This is a genomic window from Actinoplanes siamensis, assembly GCF_016862395.1.
GTDB lineage: Bacteria > Actinomycetota > Actinomycetes > Mycobacteriales > Micromonosporaceae > Actinoplanes > Actinoplanes siamensis.
In genome coordinates, this window is sequence record NZ_BOMW01000060.1 from 40,542 (window position 1) to 63,735 (window position 23,194).

22 protein-coding genes are annotated in these 23,194 nt (G+C 71.3%); 18 read left to right on the forward strand and 4 right to left on the reverse strand.

All coding sequences use genetic code 11. The features are described from left to right. Positions 1–2 precede the first annotated feature (2 nt). From Asi03nite_RS28645 to Asi03nite_RS28730, 18 genes are all read left to right on the forward strand, one after another. Positions 3–854 (forward strand): nitrilase-related carbon-nitrogen hydrolase, encoded by an 852-nt coding sequence (locus tag Asi03nite_RS28645; RefSeq protein WP_203683590.1) that lies wholly within the window; start codon positions 3–5, stop codon positions 852–854. Then, positions 847–1,944 (forward strand): agmatinase, encoded by a 1,098-nt coding sequence (gene speB / locus Asi03nite_RS28650; protein WP_203683591.1) that lies wholly within the window; start codon positions 847–849, stop codon positions 1,942–1,944. Before Asi03nite_RS28645 ends, speB begins: the two co-directional genes overlap by 8 nt. Before the next feature lie 396 nt (positions 1,945–2,340). After that, positions 2,341–3,483 carry an acyltransferase family protein gene (locus tag Asi03nite_RS28655; protein WP_203683592.1) on the forward strand — a complete coding sequence of 381 codons (1,143 nt, stop codon included), beginning with the start codon at positions 2,341–2,343 and terminating at the stop codon, positions 3,481–3,483. A gap of 8 nt (positions 3,484–3,491) precedes the next feature. Continuing rightward, positions 3,492–4,061 (forward strand): RNA polymerase sigma factor, encoded by a 570-nt coding sequence (locus tag Asi03nite_RS28660; RefSeq protein WP_239102993.1) that lies wholly within the window; start codon positions 3,492–3,494, stop codon positions 4,059–4,061. Continuing rightward, positions 4,058–4,837: a hypothetical protein gene (locus Asi03nite_RS28665; RefSeq protein WP_203683594.1), complete on the forward strand. Its 780-nt coding sequence runs from the start codon at positions 4,058–4,060 to the stop codon at positions 4,835–4,837. Before Asi03nite_RS28660 ends, Asi03nite_RS28665 begins: the two co-directional genes overlap by 4 nt. A gap of 306 nt (positions 4,838–5,143) precedes the next feature. After that, complete coding sequence (locus Asi03nite_RS28670; RefSeq protein ID WP_203683595.1) at positions 5,144–6,199, forward strand: Gfo/Idh/MocA family protein; 1,056 nt, start codon at positions 5,144–5,146, stop codon at positions 6,197–6,199. 119 nt (positions 6,200–6,318) lie between these two features. After that, complete coding sequence (locus tag Asi03nite_RS28675) at positions 6,319–7,227, forward strand: glycosyltransferase family 8 protein (RefSeq protein ID WP_203683596.1); 909 nt, start codon at positions 6,319–6,321, stop codon at positions 7,225–7,227. Then, positions 7,224–7,496, forward strand: a complete 273-nt coding sequence (locus Asi03nite_RS28680; RefSeq protein WP_203683597.1) for an acyl carrier protein — start codon at positions 7,224–7,226, stop codon at positions 7,494–7,496. The genes Asi03nite_RS28675 and Asi03nite_RS28680 overlap by 4 nt, the downstream gene beginning before the upstream one ends. Continuing rightward, positions 7,493–9,064 carry a class I adenylate-forming enzyme family protein gene (locus Asi03nite_RS28685; protein WP_203683598.1) on the forward strand — a complete coding sequence of 524 codons (1,572 nt, stop codon included), beginning with the start codon at positions 7,493–7,495 and terminating at the stop codon, positions 9,062–9,064. The genes Asi03nite_RS28680 and Asi03nite_RS28685 overlap by 4 nt, the downstream gene beginning before the upstream one ends. Positions 9,065–9,085: 21 nt before the next feature. Continuing rightward, positions 9,086–10,414 (forward strand): condensation domain-containing protein, encoded by a 1,329-nt coding sequence (locus Asi03nite_RS28690; RefSeq protein WP_203683599.1) that lies wholly within the window; start codon positions 9,086–9,088, stop codon positions 10,412–10,414. 52 nt (positions 10,415–10,466) lie between these two features. Further along, positions 10,467–11,258 carry a class I SAM-dependent methyltransferase gene (locus Asi03nite_RS28695; protein WP_239102994.1) on the forward strand — a complete coding sequence of 264 codons (792 nt, stop codon included), beginning with the start codon at positions 10,467–10,469 and terminating at the stop codon, positions 11,256–11,258. 53 nt (positions 11,259–11,311) lie between these two features. Beyond that, positions 11,312–12,541, forward strand: a complete 1,230-nt coding sequence (locus Asi03nite_RS28700; RefSeq protein WP_203683600.1) for a polysaccharide biosynthesis protein — start codon at positions 11,312–11,314, stop codon at positions 12,539–12,541. After that, the gene (locus tag Asi03nite_RS28705) at positions 12,538–13,995 is read left to right on the forward strand and encodes a glycosyltransferase family 4 protein (RefSeq protein WP_203683601.1); all 1,458 of its coding nucleotides are present in this window, start codon (positions 12,538–12,540) and stop codon (positions 13,993–13,995) included. The genes Asi03nite_RS28700 and Asi03nite_RS28705 overlap by 4 nt, the downstream gene beginning before the upstream one ends. A gap of 54 nt (positions 13,996–14,049) precedes the next feature. Continuing rightward, the gene (locus Asi03nite_RS28710) at positions 14,050–14,613 is read left to right on the forward strand and encodes an AAA family ATPase (protein WP_203683602.1); all 564 of its coding nucleotides are present in this window, start codon (positions 14,050–14,052) and stop codon (positions 14,611–14,613) included. After that, positions 14,610–15,515 (forward strand): glycosyltransferase family 2 protein, encoded by a 906-nt coding sequence (locus Asi03nite_RS28715; RefSeq protein WP_203683603.1) that lies wholly within the window; start codon positions 14,610–14,612, stop codon positions 15,513–15,515. The genes Asi03nite_RS28710 and Asi03nite_RS28715 overlap by 4 nt, the downstream gene beginning before the upstream one ends. After that, positions 15,503–16,531: an ABC transporter ATP-binding protein gene (locus Asi03nite_RS28720; protein WP_239102995.1), complete on the forward strand. Its 1,029-nt coding sequence runs from the start codon at positions 15,503–15,505 to the stop codon at positions 16,529–16,531. The genes Asi03nite_RS28715 and Asi03nite_RS28720 overlap by 13 nt, the downstream gene beginning before the upstream one ends. Then, a complete protein-coding gene (locus tag Asi03nite_RS28725) occupies positions 16,528–17,361 on the forward strand; it encodes an ABC transporter permease (protein WP_203683604.1) in 834 nt (277 codons plus the stop codon). Before Asi03nite_RS28720 ends, Asi03nite_RS28725 begins: the two co-directional genes overlap by 4 nt. 3 nt (positions 17,362–17,364) lie before the next feature. After that, positions 17,365–18,156 (forward strand): ABC transporter permease, encoded by a 792-nt coding sequence (locus Asi03nite_RS28730; protein ID WP_203683605.1) that lies wholly within the window; start codon positions 17,365–17,367, stop codon positions 18,154–18,156. A gap of 164 nt (positions 18,157–18,320) precedes the next feature. Here the strand turns inward: Asi03nite_RS28730 and Asi03nite_RS28735 are convergent, their stop codons facing one another. From Asi03nite_RS28735 to Asi03nite_RS28750, 4 genes are read right to left on the reverse strand one after another with little or no spacing between them, the layout of a single operon-like run. Continuing rightward, positions 18,321–19,373, reverse strand: coding sequence for a putative glycoside hydrolase (locus tag Asi03nite_RS28735; RefSeq protein ID WP_203683606.1), 1,053 nt, complete (start codon positions 19,371–19,373; stop codon positions 18,321–18,323). Next, complete coding sequence (locus Asi03nite_RS28740; protein WP_203683607.1) at positions 19,370–20,467, reverse strand: 3-dehydroquinate synthase family protein; 1,098 nt, start codon at positions 20,465–20,467, stop codon at positions 19,370–19,372. Before Asi03nite_RS28740 ends, Asi03nite_RS28735 begins: the two co-directional genes overlap by 4 nt. Further along, the gene (locus Asi03nite_RS28745) at positions 20,464–22,074 is read right to left on the reverse strand and encodes a Gfo/Idh/MocA family protein (RefSeq protein ID WP_203683608.1); all 1,611 of its coding nucleotides are present in this window, start codon (positions 22,072–22,074) and stop codon (positions 20,464–20,466) included. The genes Asi03nite_RS28740 and Asi03nite_RS28745 overlap by 4 nt, the downstream gene beginning before the upstream one ends. Beyond that, on the reverse strand, positions 22,071–23,030 hold the full coding sequence (locus Asi03nite_RS28750; RefSeq protein WP_203683609.1) for a phosphoglycerate dehydrogenase: 960 nt from the start codon (positions 23,028–23,030) through the stop codon (positions 22,071–22,073). The genes Asi03nite_RS28745 and Asi03nite_RS28750 overlap by 4 nt, the downstream gene beginning before the upstream one ends. Positions 23,031–23,194: the final 164 nt, after the last annotated feature.

Genomic DNA, 23,194 nt, shown 5'->3' on the forward strand with positions numbered 1-23,194 from the left:
GGATGACACCGGTACAGGTCGCCTGTTGTCAGGTCCGACTAGCGGTCGGAGACGTCGACGGCAACCGGGACTTGCTCCGACGCGCCGTCGAGGCCGCCGCCGCGGCGGGCGCCCGCATCATCGTGCTCCCGGAGCTCGCCAACAGCGGCTACGTCTTCACCGACGCCGCCGAGGCGCGGTCACTGGCCGAGCGGATCGACGGGCCGACGGTCAGCGGGTGGAACGAACTCGCTCGGCGGCTCGACGTGCTTCTCGTCGGAGGGTTCTGCGAGCTGGACGCGGACGGCCGGGTGCGCAACTCGGCCGTGGTCGTGGACGCCACCGGGGTCCGGGCGGTCTACCGCAAGGCGCACCTGTGGGACCGCGAGAAATTCGTGTTCACCCCGGGCGACGCCGCGCCGGCTGTGGTCGACACCGCATACGGGCGCATCGCGGTGATGATCTGCTATGACCTGGAGTTCGCGGAGTGGATCCGGCTGGCGTCGCTGCGGGGGGCACAGTTGCTGTGCGCCCCGGTCAACTGGCCGCAGTTGCCACGACCCGAGGGCGAGCGGCCGAGCGAGATCGTCCGGGTGCAGGCGGCCGCGGCGACGAACCGCGTTTTCATCGCGGTCGCCGATCGGGCCGGCGACGAGCGGGGTGTCGGATGGGTGGGCGGGACAGTGATCGTCGACCCGGACGGCTGGCCGCTGCGCGATCTCGTCCTCGGCCGCGAGGCGACCGTCACGGCGACGCTCGACCTGGACGTGGCCAGGGACAAGCACATCAGCGAACACAATGACGTACACGCCGACCGGCGTCCGGAGCTGTACACCGCCCTGACGCGCACGCACATCGAGGACTTCCATGACTGAGAACCCGCCCCGCGTCCTCTCCGGCGGCCACGTCGGCCCGGTCGACGCCAGCGTCCTGCCGCGCTTCGCCGGCCCCGCGACGTTCGCCCGCCTGCCTCGTATCGACGAAGTGTCCGATCTGGATGTCGCCGTCGTCGGCGTACCGTTCGACGCCGGAGTCAGCTACCGGCCCGGCGCGCGCTTCGGCACGTCCCATGTGCGTGAGTCCTCGCGCCTGCTGCGCCCCTACAACCCCGCGCTCGACGTCGAACCGTTCGGCCGCCAACAGGTCGCCGACGCCGGCGACATCGCGGCCAACCCGTTCTCGATCGAGGAGGCCATCACCGAGATCGAGAGGGGCGCACGGCACCTGCTCGAACGCTCGAACCGGCTGCTCACCATCGGCGGGGACCACACCATCGCGCTGCCCCTGCTGCGGGCCGTGGCGGCCAAGCACGGACCGGTGGCGGTGGTGCACTTCGACGCCCACCTCGACACCTGGGACACCTACTTCGGCGCGGCGTACACGCACGGCACCCCGTTCCGTCGGGCGTCCGAGGAGGGGATTCTCGACAGGTCCGGCTGCATGCATGTCGGTATCCGTGGCCCGCTCTACTCGTCGGCGGACCTGACCGACGACGTCGAGCTCGGGTTCCAGATCGTGCACGCGCGGGAGATGGAGGACATCGGTACGCGCGGTGTCGTGGAGCGCATCCGGGAGCGGGTCGGTGACCGTCCGGTCTACGTCTCGGTCGACATCGATGTCCTCGATCCGGCCTTCGCGCCCGGCACCGGCACGCCCGAGTCGGGCGGCCTGCTCAGCCGTGAACTGCTCGCCATCCTCCGCTCGTTCGCCACGCTGAACCTGGTCGGCGCCGACATCGTCGAGGTCGCGCCCGCGTACGACCACGCGGAAATCACCGGCATCGCCGCGTCCCACGCCGTGTACGAGCTCCTCTCCGCCATGGCCTTCCGCGAGGCCGACACCCGTGTCGGAACGGTTGACGCGTCGACCCGCGCTCCGCAGTTCCGTCAGAGCGCGCCGGCGGGTAGGTCCGACGCAGCGGCGACCGGTGGCCCGGCCGGGGCTTCGACGACAAGTTCCTCGTAACCACGCGGGCATCCACTCCGGGCTGCTGCCACTAGATGATCGAGTCCTAAATCCGGGCTGGTGGGAGGGGACTGCTGACATCGACACCCTTCCGACCGCACTGTACGTGCGTGAACGGCACCGGATCCGCTGGGCGCGCGGCCGGCGGCCGGGTCGGCAGGCAGCAGGGCGGCCCGGCCGGGGCTGAGGTACGTCACTCGGCCGGTCCACGGGTCGCGCGGGCCGGGGTGCCGGGCTTGCGCGCCTGCCACAGGTCGGCGTGTGACCGGGCGGGTGCGCCGCATCCAGCGGGACCGGCAGCTCAAGAGTGAGCTGTGTCACCTGTAGCGATGGAACGCGCGCCGCACATGTGTGGCCCGGACGCGATCACGCCGCCGGGATCACCAGGAGCAACCGATGAAGACAGCCACTCTCGCCCGAACGGCCGTGCGAGGTGACTCCGGCCTCGCGCCGAAACGCAAGCCTCGTTTGTACGCGCTGGACGCATTGCGGCTGGTGTGCGCGCTGGCGGTGGCCGGTTATCACTTCGGGGACTCCTGGCGGTTGGACGGGGTGCATCCACCCGCGTACTTCCTGCCGGACGCAGCGCCGGTGTTGATTTACGGTTTCCTGGGCGTCGAGGTGTTTTTCCTGATCAGCGGGTTCGTCATCCTGATGAGCGGTTGGGGACGCACCGTCCGCGAGTTCGGGGCCTCCCGCGCCGCCCGGCTCTACCCGGCGTTCTGGGCGTGCGTACTGCTCACCGCCGTGGTGAGCACGCTACTGCCGATCGGCGGCGGACTGCCGTTCGCGCCCCTGCCGGGCGGCCCCGACGTGCTGGTCAACCTGACGATGCTGGCCGAGCCGTTGAACAGGCCGCTGGTCGACACCGTGTACTGGACGCTCTGGTGTGAGTTCCGGTTCTACCTGATCGTCGCCTGCATACTCGCCGCCGGGCTCACCGGTAAGCGGGTGCGGCTGCTCGGCGCCGGGTGGCTGACCGTCGCCGTGCTCATGCCGGCCTTCCCGGGGGCGCCGCTCAACCAGGTCGTGATGCCCGACTTCGCGCCGTATTTTGTCGCGGGAATGACCATGTTCCTGCTGCGCCGTGACCGCTCCGACCGGTGGTCCTGGGCGCTGCTGACCGCCTGCTGGCTGGTCAGCCTGCACCACGTGCACCTACGGGCGGTGGACCTGCGTCCCGGCTTCGAGGTCGCGGTCTGGCCGGCGCCGGTGCTGCTTACCATGGCGTACGGTGTCCTGCTCGCCGTCGCCCTCGGCGCCACCGACCGGATCACCTGGGGATGGCTGAGCACGGCGGGCGCGCTCACGTACCCGTTCTACCTGCTGCATCAACGGATCGGTTACAGCCTTATCCGTACCTTTCACACCTCAACCGGCCTGCCCGTGCCGGTACTGATCGGGGGAGCCGTCCTCGTCCTGCTCACCGCGGCATGGCTCATCCACCGCCTCGTCGAGCGTCCGCTCGCACCCTTCGTCCGCACTCTCGTGGGGGGCCGACAACGACCGATCACAGCAGATCGAGCGACGCGAGCGTGAGGGGAACCGTGAACCGGACAACGGCGGACGCCGAAGCCGCCTTCCGTGAGCTCTTCGAGGCCGTGTACGACGACCTGCTGGTGTTCGTCGAGCGCCGGACGGATCTCGTCGTGGCTGACGACGTGGTCGCCGAGACGTTCCTGGTCGCCTGGCGGCGCCTGGACGACGTGCCGGACCCCCTCGACGAGGCCCGTGCCTGGCTGTTCACCGTCGCCCACAACCTGCTGCGCAACCGTCAGCGCAGCGAACAACGGCAGCGGAAGCTCGCCCTGCGTATCCTGCGCGAACCAGGAGGGGACACCGGCGGCGAAGCCGACGCCGCGGCAGCCCATGTCGACCTGGTCCGGGCCTGGCGGCATCTGTCCCCCGCCGATCAGGAAGCGCTCACGCTCACCGCGATCGAGGACCTCACCGGGCCTCAGGCCGCTCATCTGCTGGGCATCTCCCGGACGGCGTTCAGCCTGCGCCTGCTACGCGCCCGCCGCCGCCTGCGCCAGCACCTGCGTCAGCTGCCGGATGCCGAACCAGCCCCTCCCCCCGCGCCCGCCCGCACCGCGTCACCAGGAGGCCCCGCATGACCAACGACGAACTCGACCACGCCATCCGTTCCGCCGCCGGCCCGGCGCCCGTCCGCGTCACCCAGGCTCGGGCCCGGGAACTGCTCGAGGCCATCGTCACCACCGACCGGAGGGCAGGGGTCGAGCCGACGGCCATCCGCGCCCGGCGCCGCCTGAGAATCGCCGGCGTGGCGGGGGCGATCACGGCGGGGTGCGCCGTGGTTGCCGGTCTGGTCGCCGGCGGGCCCGCGTACGCCTCCTGGACCCCTGATCCGGGTCCGGTCTCGGCCGCCGAGGCCCGCGACATCGTGGCCAAGTGTGTGCCGGCGCAGGAGACCGGCGCCGCGCGGATCGTCGTCGGTGAGACCCGCGGTGACTACGCGTACATCAATGCCGTGACGCCGAGCGGAAGCCGGACCTGCTTCCGCGACCGCAGCGGGGACGTGCGCGAGGCCAGCATCCTTACCGCGCTGACCAGCGCCGAACAGCTGGGAGCCACCGGCGTCGAGCTGTACACCTGGGGTCAGCTACGCACCGACGAGGGTTACATCCGGCTGATGGCGGGACACCTCGGCTCCCAGATCACCGGTGTCGACATCACCCTACGGGCAAAAAATGGCGACTCGTCCCGAACGGCGCACGCCACCGTCCGCGACGGCTACTTCGCCGCCTGGTACCCGGAAGGCCGCGACGAGGCCAGCAGCAACACCACCACACTGACCCTGCGCCTCAGCGACGGCAGCACCGTCAGCAACCTGTCTGCCGGCCAGCTGTACGAGCACCCGAAGCTCGACTGACATCGCCGTCGCCCGCACCAGCGGCCTGCGCACACCGCGACCGGGGCGCGGCCGGCAACGGGTCATTTCCTCCCACCCGCCTCGCCCCTGGAGGGATTCGCACACGAGATTTCGGCGATCGCCGGGAATTCATTTCGTCACCGAGGGCACCGTATACAAACACATCCGCAGCGTTTTCGCCAAACTCGGGCCGGCCCCCGACGGCCGTGCGATCGTCGGGTCACCGCGGTCTTGCGGTATCCGAGGGATTCCCGTTGAGTATCGGTGATAAAACGGTGACGGCGATTCGGATGCTGGGGGTTCGCGTTGCGCCACGACGGCGGACCACTTCGGATCGGACTGCTCGGCGCGGCCCGGATCAGCCGGGTGGCGCTGGCCGAGCCGGCCCGCACCGGGCAGGTCCGCCTGGTGGGGATCGCTGCCCGCGACCGCCGGCGCGCCGAGGAGTTCGCCGCGGAGCACGGTGTCGAGCAGGTCCTCGAGTCCTACCCGGCGGTGATCGGCTCGCCGGTCGTCGAGGCCGTCTACAACCCGCTGCCGAATGGGCTGCACGGGCGGTGGACCCGGCGGGCCGTCCAGGCCGGCAAGCACGTCCTGGTCGAGAAGCCGTTCGCCGCCGACGCCGAGGAGGCGGCCGAGGTCGCCGCGCTGGCCCGCCGGGCCGGCGTCGTGGTGCTGGAGGGGTTCCACTACTACTACCACCCGGTCGCCCGGCGGCTGCGCGCCGCCCTGGCCTCGGGTGAGCTGGGCCGGCTGCGGCACGCGGAGGCGGTCTTCCACCTGCCCGCGCCCCCGGACGACGACGTCCGCTGGTCGCTGCCGCTGGCTGGCGGCGCCACCATGGACCTGGGCTGCTACTGCCTTCACGCCCTGCGCGGCCTCGCGCCCTGGGCCGGCGGCGAACCTGCGGTGGTCGCTGCCCGGGCCGAGATCCGGGCCGGCCGTCCCGGCGTCGACGAGCGGTTGTCCGCCGACCTGCGATACCCGTCCGGGGCGACCGGGACGATTCGCTGCGACATGGCCGCAACGGTCCGCCGCGCGGTCTTTCGCCTGGTCGGCACCGCGGGGACGATCACCGCCACGGAGTTCGTCAAACCACAGGTGGACGACCGGGTGGTGGTCGAGATCGGCGGCGCCCGGCGGGTGGAGCACCTCGGTCGCCGATCGACCTACGCGTACCAGCTGGCCGCGTTCACCGCGGCGATCCGGCACGGCGCCCCGGTGCCGACCGGCGCCGACGACGCGGTCGCCACGATGCGCCTGATCGACGACTGCTATCGGGGTGCGGGGCTACCGCTGCGGCCCCGTTCAACCGAGGACATTCCGCGGTCGCACATCGGTGACGTGCAACCGTCGGAATAGGCGCGCTTGTCCGCCCGGACGCACTCCTTTACTCTCGGGCCAGATAGCGCAATTCCGGGATTTGAAATGGCGCGAAAACAATTCTTGAGACAGCTTTCAAAGGTCGAGGAGACGGCGGTATGACGGACAACGGCTCGGCCACGCTCGCCCCGATCGTGTGCTGCCTCGATCAGCGGTACATCGTGGCCTTCTGCGTGCTCCTGGAGTCCCTGGCCCGCGGCAACCCGGACTCGGTGCCCGACTTGCGGGTGGTCGTCCTGCACGAGGGACTGCCCGCCGACGGCGTCGACCGGATCACCGCCCACGCCCGGCGGCTCGGGCTGCGGCTCGACTGCATCCGGATCGACGCGCCGGACGAGCGGTACCCCAGCACCACCGACGGTCCGCACGGGGACCAGCTCACCCGGTCCATCTACCTGCGGCTGATGATCGCCGACGTGCTCCGGGACGTGCCCCGGGCGCTCTACCTGGATTCGGACATCCTGATCCGGCGCGACATCCGCCCGCTGCTGGAGCTGCCGATGGACGGCTTCGCGATCGCCGCGGCCCAGGACCCGATCCAGCCGACCCTCGGCGAGGGCTACACGTTGCCCGGCTGGCGCGAGGAGGGCATCCCGCCCAGCCGGGAGTACTTCAACTCCGGGGTGCTGCTGCTGGACCTGGACGTCTGCCGCAGCCAGGGGGTGCTCGACCGGGCCAAGAAGTTCCTGGTCGACTACCCGGAACGCGCGATCTGCCTGGACCAGGACGCGCTCAACTGGGCGGTCGACGACGCCTGGCTGCGCCTGGACCGCTACTGGAACACCTACACCGCGCAGGCGTACGCCTCCTCCACCGCCGGCCCGGAACGCCTCACCCGCGTCCCCATGGAAGTGGTCCGGCGCAACGAGCAGGAATGCGCCCTGCTGCACTTCGCCGGTCCGCGGAAACCCTGGCTGGACAGCGAGGCCGACAACCCCACGCCGAGCTACCGGGACTACCGGGAGTTGCTGGCGGCGGTCCGGGCGTCCGAGGCGATGGCGGCATGACTGACCGGCCGATCCGGGACCTGGTCGTCGAGGTCCTCCGGCAGTGCAGCGGCGCCACCGAGGCCGAGATCACCGGCGCCCGCAACCTCTACGACGACGGCGTCCTGACCTCACTGTCGCTCGCCTACGTGGTGGTGGAGCTGGAGAGCCGGCTCGGTCTCGCGCTCATGGACGACCTGCACGTGCCAGAATGGACCAGCGTCGATTCGATCACCGGCTTGCTGGCCCGGGCGGGCACGCCCGCCTCGCCAGCCCGGCTCGAACCATGACCGGCCCGCTGCGCGACTGGGCCTGGAACGGCGACCGGGCGGCGACCCCGGACGATCTCGGGGTGCCCGGCGACCTGGACGCCACGACGCTTCTCCTCGAGCGCAACGTGACCCGGGGCCTGGGCTCGGCGGTCGCGGTCCGGGAAGTCGGCGGTGACGTGCTGACCTACCGTGAGCTGCGCGACCTGGTCACCGAGACCGCCGCCGGCCTGCCCTGGCCGCCCGGTTCCCGGGTGGTCGTCCATCTCGGTCACACAGTCGAGTTCATCGTCTGCGCGCTTGCCCTGCTCCGGGCCGGCCTGGTGCTGGTCCCGGTGCCGTCTACGGCCGACCTCCGCGAGATGCTGGAGATCGTCGAAGACGCCGGGCCGGTCGCCGTCCTCTCGCACCGGGCCCGGGAGTTACCGTCCGGCTGCGACGTGGTCCAGGTCGGCTGGACCGGACCACTCACCGAGCGGCTGGCGGCGCTGCTGGTTCGGCCGGACCGGCGTGGCCCGGATCGGCCGCGACGGCGCACCGACGAGGCGTACTGGCTGTACACCTCCGGCACCAGCGGCCGACCGAAAGCGGCCCGTCACCGCCACCAGGACATCGCGTGCGCCGCGGTCCTGTGGGCGGGCAATGTCCTGGACCTGGGCCGGGCCGAGAAATGCCTGTCGCTGAGCCCGGTGACGCACAGCTTCGGCCTGGCCGCCGGCTGCCTCTTCCCGCTGTGGGCAGGCGCCGAGGTGGTCGTCGTACGGGCCACCCACCACCGGGCGATCTGGCAGGCGATCCGGGACGAGGGCGTCGGCCGGCTGTTCGGGGTGCCCCGGCACTTCCTGAGCCTGCTGGACCGGGCTACCCGGGACGGCCACCGGATCCGGGCGGCCTACTCGTCCGGCGAGTACCTGCCGCCGGAGCTGCAACAGCGCTTCACCGAAACGCTGGGGGTGCCGCTGCTCGACGCGATGGGCTCGTCCGAGACGTTCACCAACCCGATCAGCAGCACCGCCTCCGCGTGGCGACCGGGCAGCAGCGGCCGGGTCATCCCCGGGGTGACCGCCCGGTTGGTTGCCGGGGGCGCGGTGGTGGAGGGGGCCGGCACCGGCATCCTGGAGATCGCCTCCGCGGCGAACGCTTTCGGATACTGGAACCGGTCCGCGGCCAGCAGCCGGACCTTCCGCGACGGGTACTGCCACACCGGCGACATCTTCCGCCGGGACGCTGACGGATTCCTCTACTACCAGGGCCGCGACTCGTCCCGCTTCAAGGTGTTCGGCGAGTTCGTCGACCCGCTGCGGCTCGAGGTCGCCGCCCGCCGGGTCCCTGGGGTCATGGACGCCGTCGCGTTCGAGGTGCCCGGCCGGGGTGGTCTGGCGGCCTGTGGGATGGCGTTGATCCTGACCCCGGGCACGGACGAGCCGGGGACGGCCGGCGCGGTCCGGGCCGAGGTGCTCAGCGGCGTCGGCAACTTCGCCGTGCCGCACAGCGTCTTCGTCGTCCCGGAGTTCCCCACCACGCACAGCGGGAAGCTGCGCCGCGCGGCCATGGCCGCGTTCGCGCCCGCGCACGGACGAACGTACTGACGAGCCGAAGGAAATCGCCGAATGCTCCACGAGCCGATCCGGGTCGCCGTCACCGGGACACGTGACATGACGGCCCCCGCCACCTGGTCGCAGCTGGGCATCTGGCGCACCATGCGGAAGACCCGGCCGGACGAGGGCAGGATGAACATCCGGTTCGTCCTGCCGGTGCCGGGCGGCCTCCGGATCGAGGACGTCGGGCGGGTGGTGTCGGCGACCGTCTCGGCCCACGAGGCCCTCCGCACGCTGCACCCGCTGTCCCCGGACGGGCAGCTCACCCAGGTTGTCACCGGGCGCGGCGAGCTGCCGCTGAGCGTCGTCGACACCGGCGGCGAGGATCCGGCCGAGCTGGCCGACAAGCTGGCCGACGTCCCGTTCGACCACGCCCGCGAGGTGGCGTCCCGGTTCGTCGTTCTCGCCGACGGCGACCAGCTGCTCGGTGTGCTGGTCGTGCTCTCGCCGCTGGCCGTCGACTGGGTGGCCGAGCAGATGGTTCGCCACGAGCTGACCGGGCGGCTGGCTGGCCGGTGGGCGGCGCGGCCGCCCGGCGGGCTCAGCCCGGTCGACCTGGCGCTGGCCGAGAACTCGCCGACCGGCCAGGCCGCCAACCGGCTCGCGGTCGCCCGATGGGCCGAGTTCGTCGACAGCCACGACCCCACCAACTTCCCGGTACGAGGCCCGGCGCAGCCCACCCCCCGGTGGACCGGCGCGGTCCTCCGCTCGGCCCGGATGGCCTCGGCCGCCGGGCAACTGGCCCGCGATCTCGGCGTCAGCGTCTCCGCCGTGCACCACGCCACGTCCGCGGTCCTGATCGCGGCGTTGTCCGGTCGTCCGGTCGCGGTCATGCACAACATGACCTCCAACCGGGCGACCCGCACCGAGGCGGAGTGCCTCGGCCGGCTCGCCCAGGCCTCGGTCTCCGCCGTCGAGGTCGCCGCGCACTCGTTCCGCCAGGTGGTGCTGCACACCGCGAGCGCCGGTGTACGCAGCTACGCGATGGGTCACTACTCCACCTCCGACGTCGACGCGGTGGTCGACGCCGACCTGTTCGACGGCTATCACAACAGCCGGTTCCACCGGTTCCCGCAGCCGTTGGAGCCGGCCGGAGGCGAGGCGGTGGGGCCGGACCCGACGATCACCGGCTGCCAGCCGCTGAGCTTCAACACCCACCAGTTCAAGGCCGAGGTCAGCCACGAGGCGGGCGAGGCGCACTGGACGCTGGTCACCGACCGGTGGTACCTGCCGGTGTCGGCGCCGGAACGGCTGCTGAGCGCGATGGAGGCGCTGGTCGTCGAGGCCGCCCGGAATCCCGTCGCGACCTCCGCCGTCTCGTTCGTCGACCGGTTGCTGTGAACCCGTCCGCCCCCCGACCCGAATGGAATCGCCCCTGATGTCTGCTGCCTCGTTGTCAGCGCGCGAACCGCACCGCGCCCGGGAGATGGCCGAGTCGTTCGGCGTGGACGCGGAACGGTACGACCGCAGCCGCCCGCGTTACCCGGACGCACTGTTCGAGCGGATCCTGAACGCCGGCCCCGGTCGCGATGTCCTCGACGTCGGCTGCGGCACCGGGATCGCGGCGCGACAGCTGCAGGCGGCCGGAGCGACCGTGCTCGGGGTCGAGCCGGATGCGCGGATGGCCGGGTTCGCCCGCCGGCACGGCACCGACGTCGAAGTGGCCACGTTCGAGACCTGGGAGCCGGCTGGCCGGGATTTCGACATCGTCGTCGCGGGGCAGAGCTGGCACTGGGTGGACCCGGTGGCCGGCGCCGACAAGGCCGCCAGGGTGCTGCGGCCCGGCGGCCTGCTGGCCGTGATCCGCAACGACGGCCAGATCCCGCCGGCTGTGGCCGACGCCGTCGCCGGCGTCTACCGGCGGCTGCTGCCCGGCACGTTCGCTGCCGACGCGGTGACCCGGTCCGCAGCCGACACGTACACCGTGCAGACCGCCGGCACCGTCGACGGCATCCGGCAGACCGGTCGGTTCGGCGAGCCGGACCGGTGGAGCGTCACCTGGGAGCAGCACGTCGACAACGACGACTGGCTGGACTTGCTCCCGACCAGCGACGGGCACACCCTGCTGCCCGCCGCCGAGCTGGCCGAGGTGCTGTCCACGCTCCGGACCGCCCTGCACGCGCTCGGCCCCGGTTTCACCATCCAGTACGTCACGACAGTGTTCGCGGCGACCCGGAGCCGGTGAGTCCCGCGCCCGACACGCAGGCGGACGACCACACTGCTAAGGAGAGTGAGCCAGTGGGCCAGGCGACGGAGTACGCCAGGTATCTGGGCATCCGCGACCGCCGGCTGTCGCTGCCGCCCGCGCGGCTGATGGAACGGATCGCGAACCGCTCGGTGCTGGTCACCGGGGCCACCGGATGCGTGGGCACGGCGCTGCTACGGCAGCTCTCGCCGTTGCGGCCGGCCCGGCTGGTCGGCATCGGCGTGGACGAGCCGGCCGAGCCGCTCCCCGGCGTTGAGTACCACCACGTCGACATCCGGGACACCACCGCCCTGCGCGCGCTGTTCCGGCGCAGCCGGCCCGACGTGGTCGTCCACCTGGCCGCCCAGCGTGATCCGGGGCTGGCCGAGAGCCTGGTCGCCCAGACCGTGACCACCAACGTCATCGGTACCGCCAACGTCATCGAGCAGAGCTTGGCCTTCGACGTGGAGGACCTGGTGTACGCGTCGACCGGCAAGGCAATGCGGTTCTACACCCGGGACGTGTACGCGGCCAGCAAGAAGATCGCCGAGTGGCTGGTCGTCTCGGCCGGAACCGGGCACCGCCCCGCGGTGACCGTCGCCCGCTTCACGCACGTGGTCGACAACGCCATCGTCCTGCAGAAGTTCCGGGACTGGTGCCGGTCGGGCCAGGCGCTGCGGCTGCACGATCCGTCCGCGCTGTTCTACGCCCAAAGCGCCGGCGAGGCCGCCGAACTGCTGCTCGGCTGCCTGCTGGCGGCACGCAGCGGGCAACCGGCGCTCTGTGCGATCCAGGACCTCGAATGGCCGTTCCGGCTGCGTGACATCGCCGAGGGCGTGCTCGGCGAGTTCGGCAACCCGCCGGCGATCCACATTGTCGGAGAACAGCCCGGATACGAGCAGGGCGCCTGTCCCGGCCTGTACGACCCGGCTCTGTCCGGCGACATCAGCCCACTGCTCAACGCGGTCGAGGGCCGCTCCCTGCTGGACGCCGGCGTGCCCGGGGTCGACGTGGTGGCGGTGGCCACCGAGAAGGGCTCGGCGATGGACGAGCAGATCGCCCAGTTGCACGAGGCCCGCCTGGACGCGAGCACTCCCGAGCCGGCCGTGCGGGAACTGCTCGACCGGACCGCCCGGCGGCTGCTCGACGTCACCATGGCGATCGCCTCGGACGAGGTCGTGGCCCGGGTCGACAAGCTGATGCGGCAGGCCGACCCGGGCACGTTCAGCCCGGCGCACCGGGTGGCCCAGCAGAGCATCCGGGAAAGGCTGGGGACGCGATGACCGTGCCGTCCCGACCGTCGTACCGTGGTCTCGCTCTCGCGGTCTTCCAACTGCGCCCGCTCACACCGCCGGACCAGGTGCTGGACGGGTCCAACGCGGTGCTGGTGCACATCCTGCGGCACTTCGCCGAGTTGGGGGTACGCGCCACCGTGCACCATCCGGCCACGGTGGGCCGGTCCGAGCCGTTCGAGCTGTTCCCGGGCATCCGGGTGGAGCCGGTACGGCCGTTGCTGACCGCCACCGACTCGGGCTCACTGATGGCCGACCCGATCTCGCACGCGTCCGCGATCGAACGCATCCGGGAAACGCTGGGGCGCAGTGACCGCTTTTACGTGCACGGCGGCAACCTGCCCTACTTCGGGCTCGGCGGCGCCGGCCCGTCGATCCACAGCATCCACGACTTCTGCGCCACCGAAAGCGTCACGAGCGTCCTCAACTTCACGGGGGACCGCCTGGTCGCGGTCTCCGAATACATCGCCGGAAGCCTGCGCGCCGCGCTCGACCGGGTCCGCCGGATCCCGGACGGCTCGCTGCGCGTGATCCCCAACGGTTTCCGTCCGGCGGACTTCTCACCTCGCGACCCGGCCCGGCTGCGCGCCGATCTGGGCCTGCCGACCGACAGCGTGTGCCTGCTCTATCCCCACCGGCCGATAGCCGACAAGGGCATCCTGGCCGCGGTCCGGGTCGTGCACCGGCTCCGGTCGCTGCTGGCGCCGGACGTGTACGCCCGGGTGCGCCTGCTCATCCCGGCCTGGGAGGCGCCCCGGTTCGGGGTGGATGCGCCGATCGTCCCGCCGCTGCCGCCCGAGGTCGTGGCCTACGCCAGCGAGCTGGGCGTGGCCGGCAAACTGCACGTGCACCGGTGGATCCGGGTCGCCGAGATGGCGCAGTACTACTCGCTGGGCGCCGCCACTCTGTGCGTCGGGCGCTATCCCGAGGCATTCGGCAACGTGCATGTCGAGTCGATGATGTCGGGCACGCCGGCGATCATCGCGCGGGCCGGCGCGCACCGGACGTCGGTCCCGGAGGGCCTGGTCCGCAAGGTCGACCCGGGCCGGGACGACGACGTCGCCGATCACGTCGCCGACGTCGTCGCACGGGCCGAACGGGTCCCGCCCGAGGTGGCCCGGTACCTGGCCGACCGGTACTCGCACAACGCCATGCTGCGCGGATACGAACAGGCCATCCTGGACTGCGAGCCGCAGCCGCGGGTCGGCTTCTCGGACGCGGACCCGGTCCATGCCGGATCCGTGTTGCGCGTGCCGCCTTGGGCCGCCACCCTGGCCAGCGGCTTCTACCACGACTTCACCGGTTACTGCACCGACGAGAAGTTCCTCGAGTGCCTGCCGGACATCGGGTCCGGCACCGAGGTCGGCGCGCTGCTGCGGCGCGACGGCATCGGCCCCGGCGACATCGCGAGCTGGCTCGACGCCGGTCTGGTGAGCGCGCATTGACTCCCGCACCCGTGGTCAGCAGTGGCCCCGGCCCTGAATCGATAAGGTGACGGAATGGCGCAACTCGTCCATCTCAACGGCCCGCCGGGCATCGGCAAGTCCACTCTGTCAGCGCTCTACGCCGACCGGCATCCCGGCACGCTGAACCTCGACGTCGACACCCTGCACCACCTGGTCGGCGGATGGCAGGATGAGGAGACCGACACCTGGCCGGTGGTCTGGTCGCTGGTCCGGGCGATGGCGGCGACCCACCTGGCCGGCGGGCACGACGTCGTCCTGCCGCAGTACTTCGCCAAGGTCGAGGAGATCACCGGCTTCGAGCGGTTGGCCGCCGAGCACGGCGCCGATTTCCGCGAGGTCGTCCTGCTCGACGAACGCGACCACGCGATCGAGCGGTTCAACCACCGCGCGATGGACAGCGACGACCCGTGGATCAAGCACCACCACCGGCTGATCGAGCTGGGTGGCGGGGCCAGCGTGCTCGGCGCCATGTACGACAACCTGCTCGAGGTCGTCCGCCTGCGCCCATCCGCGGTGGTCGTGACCAGCGTTGCCGGCGCGGTGCCGGAAACCCTCCGGCTGCTGACCGAAGCGCTGTACGAACCGGTCCCGCGGTGATCCGGTTCAGCGTGGTCGTGCCGGTACGGTCGGCCGGGGAGTTCGTCGATGAATGCCTGCGGTCGATACGGCGACAGGCCGGCGTACCGTTGGAGATCATCGCCGTCGACGACGCTTCCCCGGACCACAGCGGGCCGATCCTTGACCGGCACGCCGTCGAAGACCCCCGGGTCACCGTCCTGCACCTGTCCCGCAGCCAGGGCGTCGGTCCGGCCCGCAACCTGGCGATCGCCCAAGCGCGCGGGGAGTACCTGGTGTTCCTGGACGCCGACGACGCCTTCCGGGATGATGACGTCCTGGCCGGCCTGGACGCCGACCTGGCCGCCACCGGCGACCCGGACCTGCTGCTGTTCCACTACGAGGAGCGCCGGCCGTGCGGTCTGACTCGGCACATGCGGCTGGGCCGGGTCATCGCGCCGGGCGGCCCACGCCGGGTGAGCCGGGCCGAGCGCCCCGAGGTGCTGTGCTCGTCCTGGGTGTGCTGGAACAAGGCATACCGCCGGGATTTCGTCGCCGCCGCCGATCTGACCTTCCCGCCCGGCTACTACGAGGATTTCGCGTGGTCGATCCCGGCGCTGCTGGCAGCTGGCCGGATGGCCGTGTCGGAGCGGATCGGGGTGCGCTACCGCCGCTGCCGGACTACCAGCGTCAGCCGCCTCCCGGGCCCGCGACACCTGGAGGTGTTCGACCAGTTCGAGCGGATCCTGGCGTACCTGGCGGCGCACCCCGAACACGACTCGGCCGGCGCCCGGCGCGCCCTGGCCGCCAGCACCCGGACGTTCCTACGCAGCCGCACCGACCGGCTGCGGGTGCTCCCGCCGGACCTGCTGGGCGAGTTCCGCCGCCGCACCGCCGAGGTCACCGCCCGGATAGGCGGACTTGAGGGGACGTGTCCGCGGTGATCACCGCCGAGGGGCTGACCATGCGCTTCCGGCGGCCGGTCAAACGCCCAGGCCTGGCCGGCTCGCTCAAGCACCTGGTCCATCCGGAGTACACCTGGGCCACCGCGGTCGCCGACGTCAACCTGTCGATCGAGCCGGGCGAGTCGGTCGCCTACGTCGGCCCGAACGGCGCCGGCAAGTCGACCACCATCAAGCTGCTGTGCGGCATCCTGATCCCGTCGGCCGGCCGGGTCGAGGTGTGCGGGCTCCAGCCACACCGCAACCGGCAGCGCAACGCCGCCAACATCTCGGTAGTCTTCGGCCAGCGTACCCAGCTGTGGTGGGACATCCCGGTGATCGAGTCGCTGCGGCTGCTCGGCGACATCTACTCGGTCCCGGCCACCGAGTACCAGCGCAACCTGACCGAGATGGTGGACGTGCTCGACCTGGCGCCGTTGCTGCCGGTCCCGGTCCGGCAGCTGTCACTGGGCCAGCGCATGCGTTGCGACCTGGCCGCCGCGCTGATCCATTCGCCACGCGTGCTGTTCCTGGACGAGCCGACCATCGGCCTGGACGTCGCCGTCAAGGCCAAGCTGCGCGAACTGGTAGGGCGAATGGTCCGCGAACGCGGCCTCACGTTGATGCTCACCTCGCACGACGTGGGGGACATCGAGCAGCTGTGCCCGCGCCTGGTGATGCTCGACGCCGGCCGGGTGGTCTACGACGGCCGCTATGCCGAGCTCAGCCGGCGGTTCGCGTGGGAAACCAAGATCACCGCGAGCTCGGCAGTCCCGCTCGACGGGCACCCGGAGCTGGCGGTCGCGCAGATCCCCGGCGTCACCCGGACCGACCGACCGGACGGCACGACGCTGCGGGTGTGGTTCGACAACCGGGTGGCCACCTGCGGCACGGTCGTCGCCGGCATCGTCGACCAGTTCCGGATCTCCGACCTCGCGGTCGACGAGGGCGCGGCCGAGGACGTGATCCGCCGCCTGTACTCCGGCGACCTGGAGTACTCCACCGAGGAACCGGCGTGACGACCACGACCCCTTCGGCCGGGCAGCGCACCCGTCCCTGGCCCCGATACCTGTCGATCGCACAGGTCAGCCTCCAGGACGCCGTCGCGTACCGGGTCTCCACGATCATCGGGATCGGGGTGGCCTTCCTCTGGGTGCTGATCCTGTACTTCCTGTGGCGGGCGGCCTACGCCCGCGCCCCGCTGACCGCCGGATACACCTGGCCGGAGATGCGCACCTACGTAGTGCTGGCGTTCGGGATCAACGCGCTGGTCGGCTGGCGGGTCGGCTCCCTGATGATGGCCACCGTCCGGACCGGTGACGTGGTCTTCGACTACGTCCGCCCGCTCAACTACTGCTTCGCCCAGCTATTCCGGGCCTGCGGATACTGCCTGGTCGAAGGCTTGGTCAGCCTGGCGATGTGCCTGCTGGTCGGGTTCGCCTTCCTGCACATCGCCGCACCGGCGTCGCCGGCCGATGCGCTCCTGTTCGCGGTGTCGCTGCTGCTGGGCGTACTGACCAAAGCGCTTTTTGTCTTCCTGGTCTCGCTGCTCGCTTTCTGGACACTGTCCGGGCTCGGCCTGATGTGGGCCCAGCAGGCGGTGATTCAGGTGTTCAGCGGCACGATCGTGCCGCTCGCACTGATGCCCGACTGGTTGCGTACGCTCGCCGCAATCCTGCCGCTGCGCGGCATCGTCGCCACCCCGCTCACCCTCTACCTGGGCAAAGCCGACCCGCCCACCGCTCTCGGGCTGCTCGCTCTGCAGGCAGGCTGGGTCGCCGCTCTCCTGCTGCTGGCCAACGTGGCCTGGCGCCGCGCCTTCGATGTGGCCGAGATCCAGGGAGGCTGACCGGTGCACGCCATCCGCATCGTCCTGCGGCTGCAACTCGCCCAGCTCCGCTCCGCGTTGATCTATCGCGGCGACTTCTGGATCGGCGTCGCCGGCGCTATCCTCACCCAGGCGTCCGCCCTGGTCTTCCTGCTCAGCTACTTCTCGCACGTCGACCGGCTGGGCGGCTGGACCGCCTGGGAGGTGTTGATCCTCGGCGGCATCACCACCTCCGCGGTCGGCCTGACCGAACTGTTCGCCGACGGCATGTGGACGCTGCGCGCAGCGGTCAGCGACGGCTCGTTCGACCGGGTCCTGGTCCGGCCCCTGGCCCCGGTCCTGCAGCAGATCGGCTCGCTGGCCTCGATTCACGGCCTGGGCAGCCTCGGCACCGGAATCCTGATGCTGACCGCCGGCCTCACCCACACATCGGCCCCCACCCGCTGGTGGGCACTCCCGGTGATCGTCCTTGCGGTCCTGTGCGGCGCGGTCCTGTGCGGCGCCCTCGCCCTGCTGGCAAATCTGATCGTCTTCTGGGAGCCGGCGGCCCAGAGCGCGGTGCCCACCATCGTCATGAGCATGCGCGACTTCTCGCGATTTCCGCTGAACGTCTATCCCGGCGGCATCCGGGCGGTGCTCACCCTGATCCTTCCGTACGCCCTGGTCACCTATCTCCCCACCAGCGTCGTCCTGGATAAACCGGGCGCGCCGGCCTGGTGGGTCGTGACCCCGATCGCGGCGGCGGGCGCCGGGGTGGCGGTGACCGCACTGGTCTGGCGCATCGGGATCATCCGGTATCGGGGGGCGGGTCACTAGCGGGCCGCCGATGCCCGATGGGCGCTGCCGTCCGGCGCGCTCAGCGGGACAGCCGGATCCGGACCCGGAGACGCTCGGCCGAGTTCCTCGCCTTCCTCGAGAGCCTGCGCCGGCACTGGCCCGGACCGACGCTCCACCTGACCCTGGGCAGGCGAACCCGCCGGTCAACCGGCCGCCCAATCGAAGCGGGCCGCACCGGTGTCGAGGTCGACCTCCACCGACACCCGCTCGAAGTCACGGCGCAGGCGCAAGCCGCCGTCGAGCCGTTCCGCCGGACCGCGCGGGGCGCCGATCGGTCGCAGGTACGGGGCGAACGTCTCGCGGCCCAGCCCCGGCAACGGAAAGCGTAAGTAGCTGTTGCTCCCGGCGCTGCACAGGAAGCAGGCGAGGCTGAACCTGAGCGCCTCGGCCGGGTCCGGGCGCGCGTCCGGCTTGGAGCCGAAGACCACCACCTTGTTCCGCCGGTCCAAGGCGGAGACCAGATCCAGGTCAGCGAGCATCCAGGCCGGCTCCGCGGACGGAGCCGCCCCGCAACCGAAGGATTCCAGCAGTACCCCGTCGGCCAGGCCGGCATCCAGGTAGCGCCGGCCGCCGTCGGGCCACCAGGGTGAGCTCTTGATGCCGTTGTACAGGATGGGCCGGTCGGGCAGGGCCGCGCGCAGGTCGGCCAGCAGGATGTCGACGCCGGCGGCGAGCGCGGCGGCGACCTCGTGACCGAGGGCGGCGGCCTTCACATGTCTGCGCATCACGTACTGCTTGATGCCGTCGACGTGGACGCCGTCCCAGCCCTCCTCGAGCACCCGGTCGACGATCGTCGTCACCCACCATTTCCGCAGCTCCGGATGGCTGGTGTCCCAGGCGAAGATGTCCTGGTGGTGCGGCATGCTCAGGTATTCGCCGCCGTCCGGGTGCCGGACGATGTAGTCCTGCGGCACCCGGGCGACCGCGGCCGCGGCGTGGAAGGCCGAGAACTGATCGTTGACCGCCCAGAAGCAGTGGACACGCAGGTCCGGGTTGATCTCCTTGAGCCGGCGCAGGGCGATCGCGTTGCCGGCCTCGGTGCTGCCGTGCCGGGTGCGGCCGACCCATTTGCCGAGCACGACGATCCGGTGCTCGTGAGCCAGGAACTCGGCCTGCGCGTCCGTCAGCCCGTCGCCGTACTCGGCGCCGTCCACGTGGGCGAAGAGCGGGAGCGAGTCCCAGTGGCCCGTGGTCATGCCGACAGGTCGATCCGGTCGAGCCCGGCGGCGACCTCGGCGGCCTCCCCGGGGGTGACGTCGGTGAGCTTCTCCAGATCGCCGAAACCGTGCGCGACGACGACGGTCAGGTACTTGCCGACCTGCTTTTTCTTGTCCTGACCGAGGTGGTGCAGCAGGTCGGCCCAACGCACCTGGGGGGTCGGCAGGTCGCGGACCAGTCGGTACACCACCTCGTCGACGGGGGCGACAAAGTCGGCGGAGGCTCGGCCCCGATGCTGCGACAGCCGATTGGCGAAACTGATGCCGATCGCCACGGCCAGCCCGTGTGGGACCTGGAAGTGGGTGGTGGCCTCCAGGGCGTGGCCGAACTCGTGGCCGTAATTGAGCAGCTGCCGCTTGCCCCGGTCGAACTCGTCCTCCTCGATGTACCCCTTCTTGACCAGCAGCCCGGCGGTGATCTGCCGGGTGCAGGCGTCCGACTCGGCGTCCAGTAGCGCATCCAGGTCGGCGGCGTAGGCGGTGAAGGCGTCCGCGCCGCGCATCACGAAGACCTTCAGCAGTTCCGCGCAGCCGCTGGCCCGCTGGTTGCGGGGGAGCGAGCCGACCGCCTGCGGGTCGATCAGGACGCGGTCGGCCCGGCCGAACAGGCCGAGGATGTTCTTGCTGGTGGAGAAGTTCAGGCAGATCTTGGCGCCAATGCTGCTGTCGGCCTGGGCCAGCAGCGTGGTGGGCAGATGCCACCACTTGAGGCCGCGCAGGAAGGTCTGGCAGGCGAATCCGGCGGTGTCCTGGGTGACGCCACCGCCCACGACGACCACGGTGGTGCTGCGGCGGACCTTGAGGTCGGTGAACGCCCGGTACAACTCTTGCACGCCATCCAGCGTCTTGGTGGCCTCGGTCGCGACGAACGGGATGACCTTGCTCTTGTCGGCGAACCAGGGGCTGTCCGAGCACAGCTCGGCGATCCTGGAGTCGGCCACCACGACGTAGTCTCCGGCCAGCTCGGCAAGGTACGGCCGGGCGGCTTCGGCGGAGGTCAGCAGCGACGGGTGTACGGAAACGGCGTAGTCACCGAGGGCCGAGGCGACCTCGAAGGTCCGGTATGCGGTCACGCCGTCACCGTCCTGCCACCGGCCCGCCGCGCGGCCAGTTCGGTGATGTGTTCCTTCAACGCGTGCCCCAGTGCCATGTGCAGGTCCTCCACCGGTCCGTAGTCGTCGATGTCGCTCGGGGTGTTGACGCTCAAGTGCGCGATCTTGGCGGCCCGGCCGCCGTCGAAACCGGTGACCGCGACAGTGTGGGCGCCGTGCTCGGCGGCGTGTTCCAGCAGCCGCAGGATGTTGGGCGAGTTGCCGCTGGCCGAGATCGCCACGACCACGTCGCCAGGGTGCAGCGCGTCGCGGATCTCCTCGGTGAAGACGCCCTCGTACCCGCGGTCGTTGGCGGCCGCGGTAATCAGCGAGATGTTCTGGCCGAGCGCCATCGCCCGCAGCCCGCGGCCGCCTTGGAAGGTGTTGCGCAGGTCGGTGGCCCAGTGCCCGGCGGTCGCGGCGCTGCCCCCGTTTCCGGCGATCCAGATCGTCCGGCCCCGGTCGTGTGCGGCCAGGCACAGCCGGCCCAGTTCGACCAGCCGGTCCCACTCCGCGGTGGCCACCAGCCGGCCCAGCCGGGACCGGTAGCGGGCGACCGCGTCGATCTGCCGGTCCGCGGCGCCGGGCCAGTCGGTGCCGCCCAGTGCGGCGTAGTAGACCCGGTCGACCAGCCGCATCATGTCGAGGGCGTCGTCGATGCCGCACAGGCCGTCGTCGTCGCCGTCGGTGACGAACCGGGCGAAGGCGGCCAGCTCACGTTCCCAGGAATCGTCGGTCTCGAAGGTGTGGCGGGTAACCGGGCCGGTCGTGTCCCGGCCGCGGCGTACGGTCAGAGTCTCGGCGGCGCCGTCCGCCGCCCGGTACGACCGGGACCCGGTGACCAGCCCGTCCAGCAGCAGACTGCCCTCGCTGAAGGCCAGTTCGAGCTGGAAGGTGTGCCGCCACTGGGTCGCCGAGGAGTGCACCGAGGCGACCGCGCCGCCTGCGGTGCGCAGCAGGGCGAAGACGTTGTCGTCGGCGGTCGCCGCCCACAGCGGGACGCCGGCCATCGCCTGCACCTCGGTGAACTCGCCGCAGAAGCGCCGGACCAGGTCGAGCAGGTGGATGCCCTGGTCCAGGAAGATGCCCCCGCCGGCGACGGCCGGGTCGGCGCGCCAGCCGGTCATCCCGGACTTGCCGTATACGCCCCGGGCGAACAGCAGCCGGCCCAGCTCGCCACCTCGGGCCAGGCCCAACGCCTGGCGGACCGACCCGTGGTGTCGGTGGTTGAAGCCGAATGCGAGCCGGCCCGGCGCGGTACGGGCGACCGCGGCCATGTCCTCGGTCTCGGCCGTCGATCGACCGGCCGGTTTCTCGCAGAACACGTGCTTGCCGGCGCCCAGCGCCTCCCTCACCACCTGGGCGGTCACGTCGTTGGTGGTGCAGACCAGCACAACGTCCAGGTCCGGCTCGGTGGCCAGCATTCGGCGGTGGTCGGTGTGCACCGGTACGCGGTCCGGCGCCTCGACGCCCCGAGGGTCGCAGACCGCCGCCAGTTCGTAGTGCTCGGGCAGGGCGCGCACGGCGGCGGCCCGGCGGCGGCCGGCCGATCCCAGCCCGACGATGGCGACGCGCAGCGGCTGGTTCATCGGTGTCCGAGCCCTTCGATCAGGTGCGCCACGGCCTCGCGTTCCATGGCGGTCCGGGTTTCCGCGGTGTAGGAGCCGATGTGCGGGGTGAGCACCGCGTTCGGCAATGCGGCCAGTGGGCCCTGGTACGGCTCCTGGTGGTACACGTCCAGGGCGGCCCCGGCCAAGCGCCCGTCGGACAGGGCGGCGTGCAGCGCGCTCTCGTCGATCAGCGAGCCGCGCGAGGTGTTCACCAGCAGCGCCCCGGCCGGCATCAGCCTCAGCTCGGGCTCGCCCAGCAGTGGACGATCGGCCGACGGCGCGTGCAGCAGCACGATCTCGGCGCTGCCGAGCAGCTCGTCGAAAAGCAGCATGGTCACGTCGTGCGCGCGTCCCCAGGCCGCGCTGGCCGGGCTCGGGTCGCTGGCCACCAGCCGGCAGCCGAACGGGGTCAGCAGGTGGGCGACGGCCTGCCCGATCCGGCCGAGCCCGACGATGCCGACCGTGCGGCCAGCCAGCGAGCGGCCCAGCAGGCGCGGCCAGCCCCCGGCGTGCACCGCGGCGTTGAGCTCGTGGACCCGACGCAGCAGAGTGATGATCAGTCCGACGGTGAGTTCCGCGACGGCCTGGACCGGGGCGTCCGGGGTGCGGTACACCTCGATGCCCCGCGCCCGAGTCGCGTCCAGGTCCACGTTGTCGGTGCCCGACCCGCAGCGGGAGATGCAGCGCAGCCGGGGCAGCCGGGCGAGGACCTCAGCTGTCAGTGGCTCGTTGCCGGACAGGATGCCGTCGCAGTCCGCGGCCAGCTCGACCACCTCGTCGGCGGTCAGTGTCCGGCCGTGCGGGTTCCGGCGCGCCTCGATTCCGTGCGCGCCGAAGGCGTCGGCGCCGTCCGGTCCCGATGTCAGGAAGGTGGACGGGGCGAGCAGGACCCGCGGTGCTCCGGTAAGCGCGGGGGAGTGATGGGGTATACCCATTCTGGTCCAATCGTAATGCCGTGCACATCCGGTGACCGGAATGGCGAATGATGTGGATTGACGTCACCTTGAATGGGTCCGGAAAAAATGTCAAGGGCTGGGCGTCGCAGGCGGCACTGAACTGGACATACGTTGAATACTGGAGTTGTCAACGGGCTGGTCGA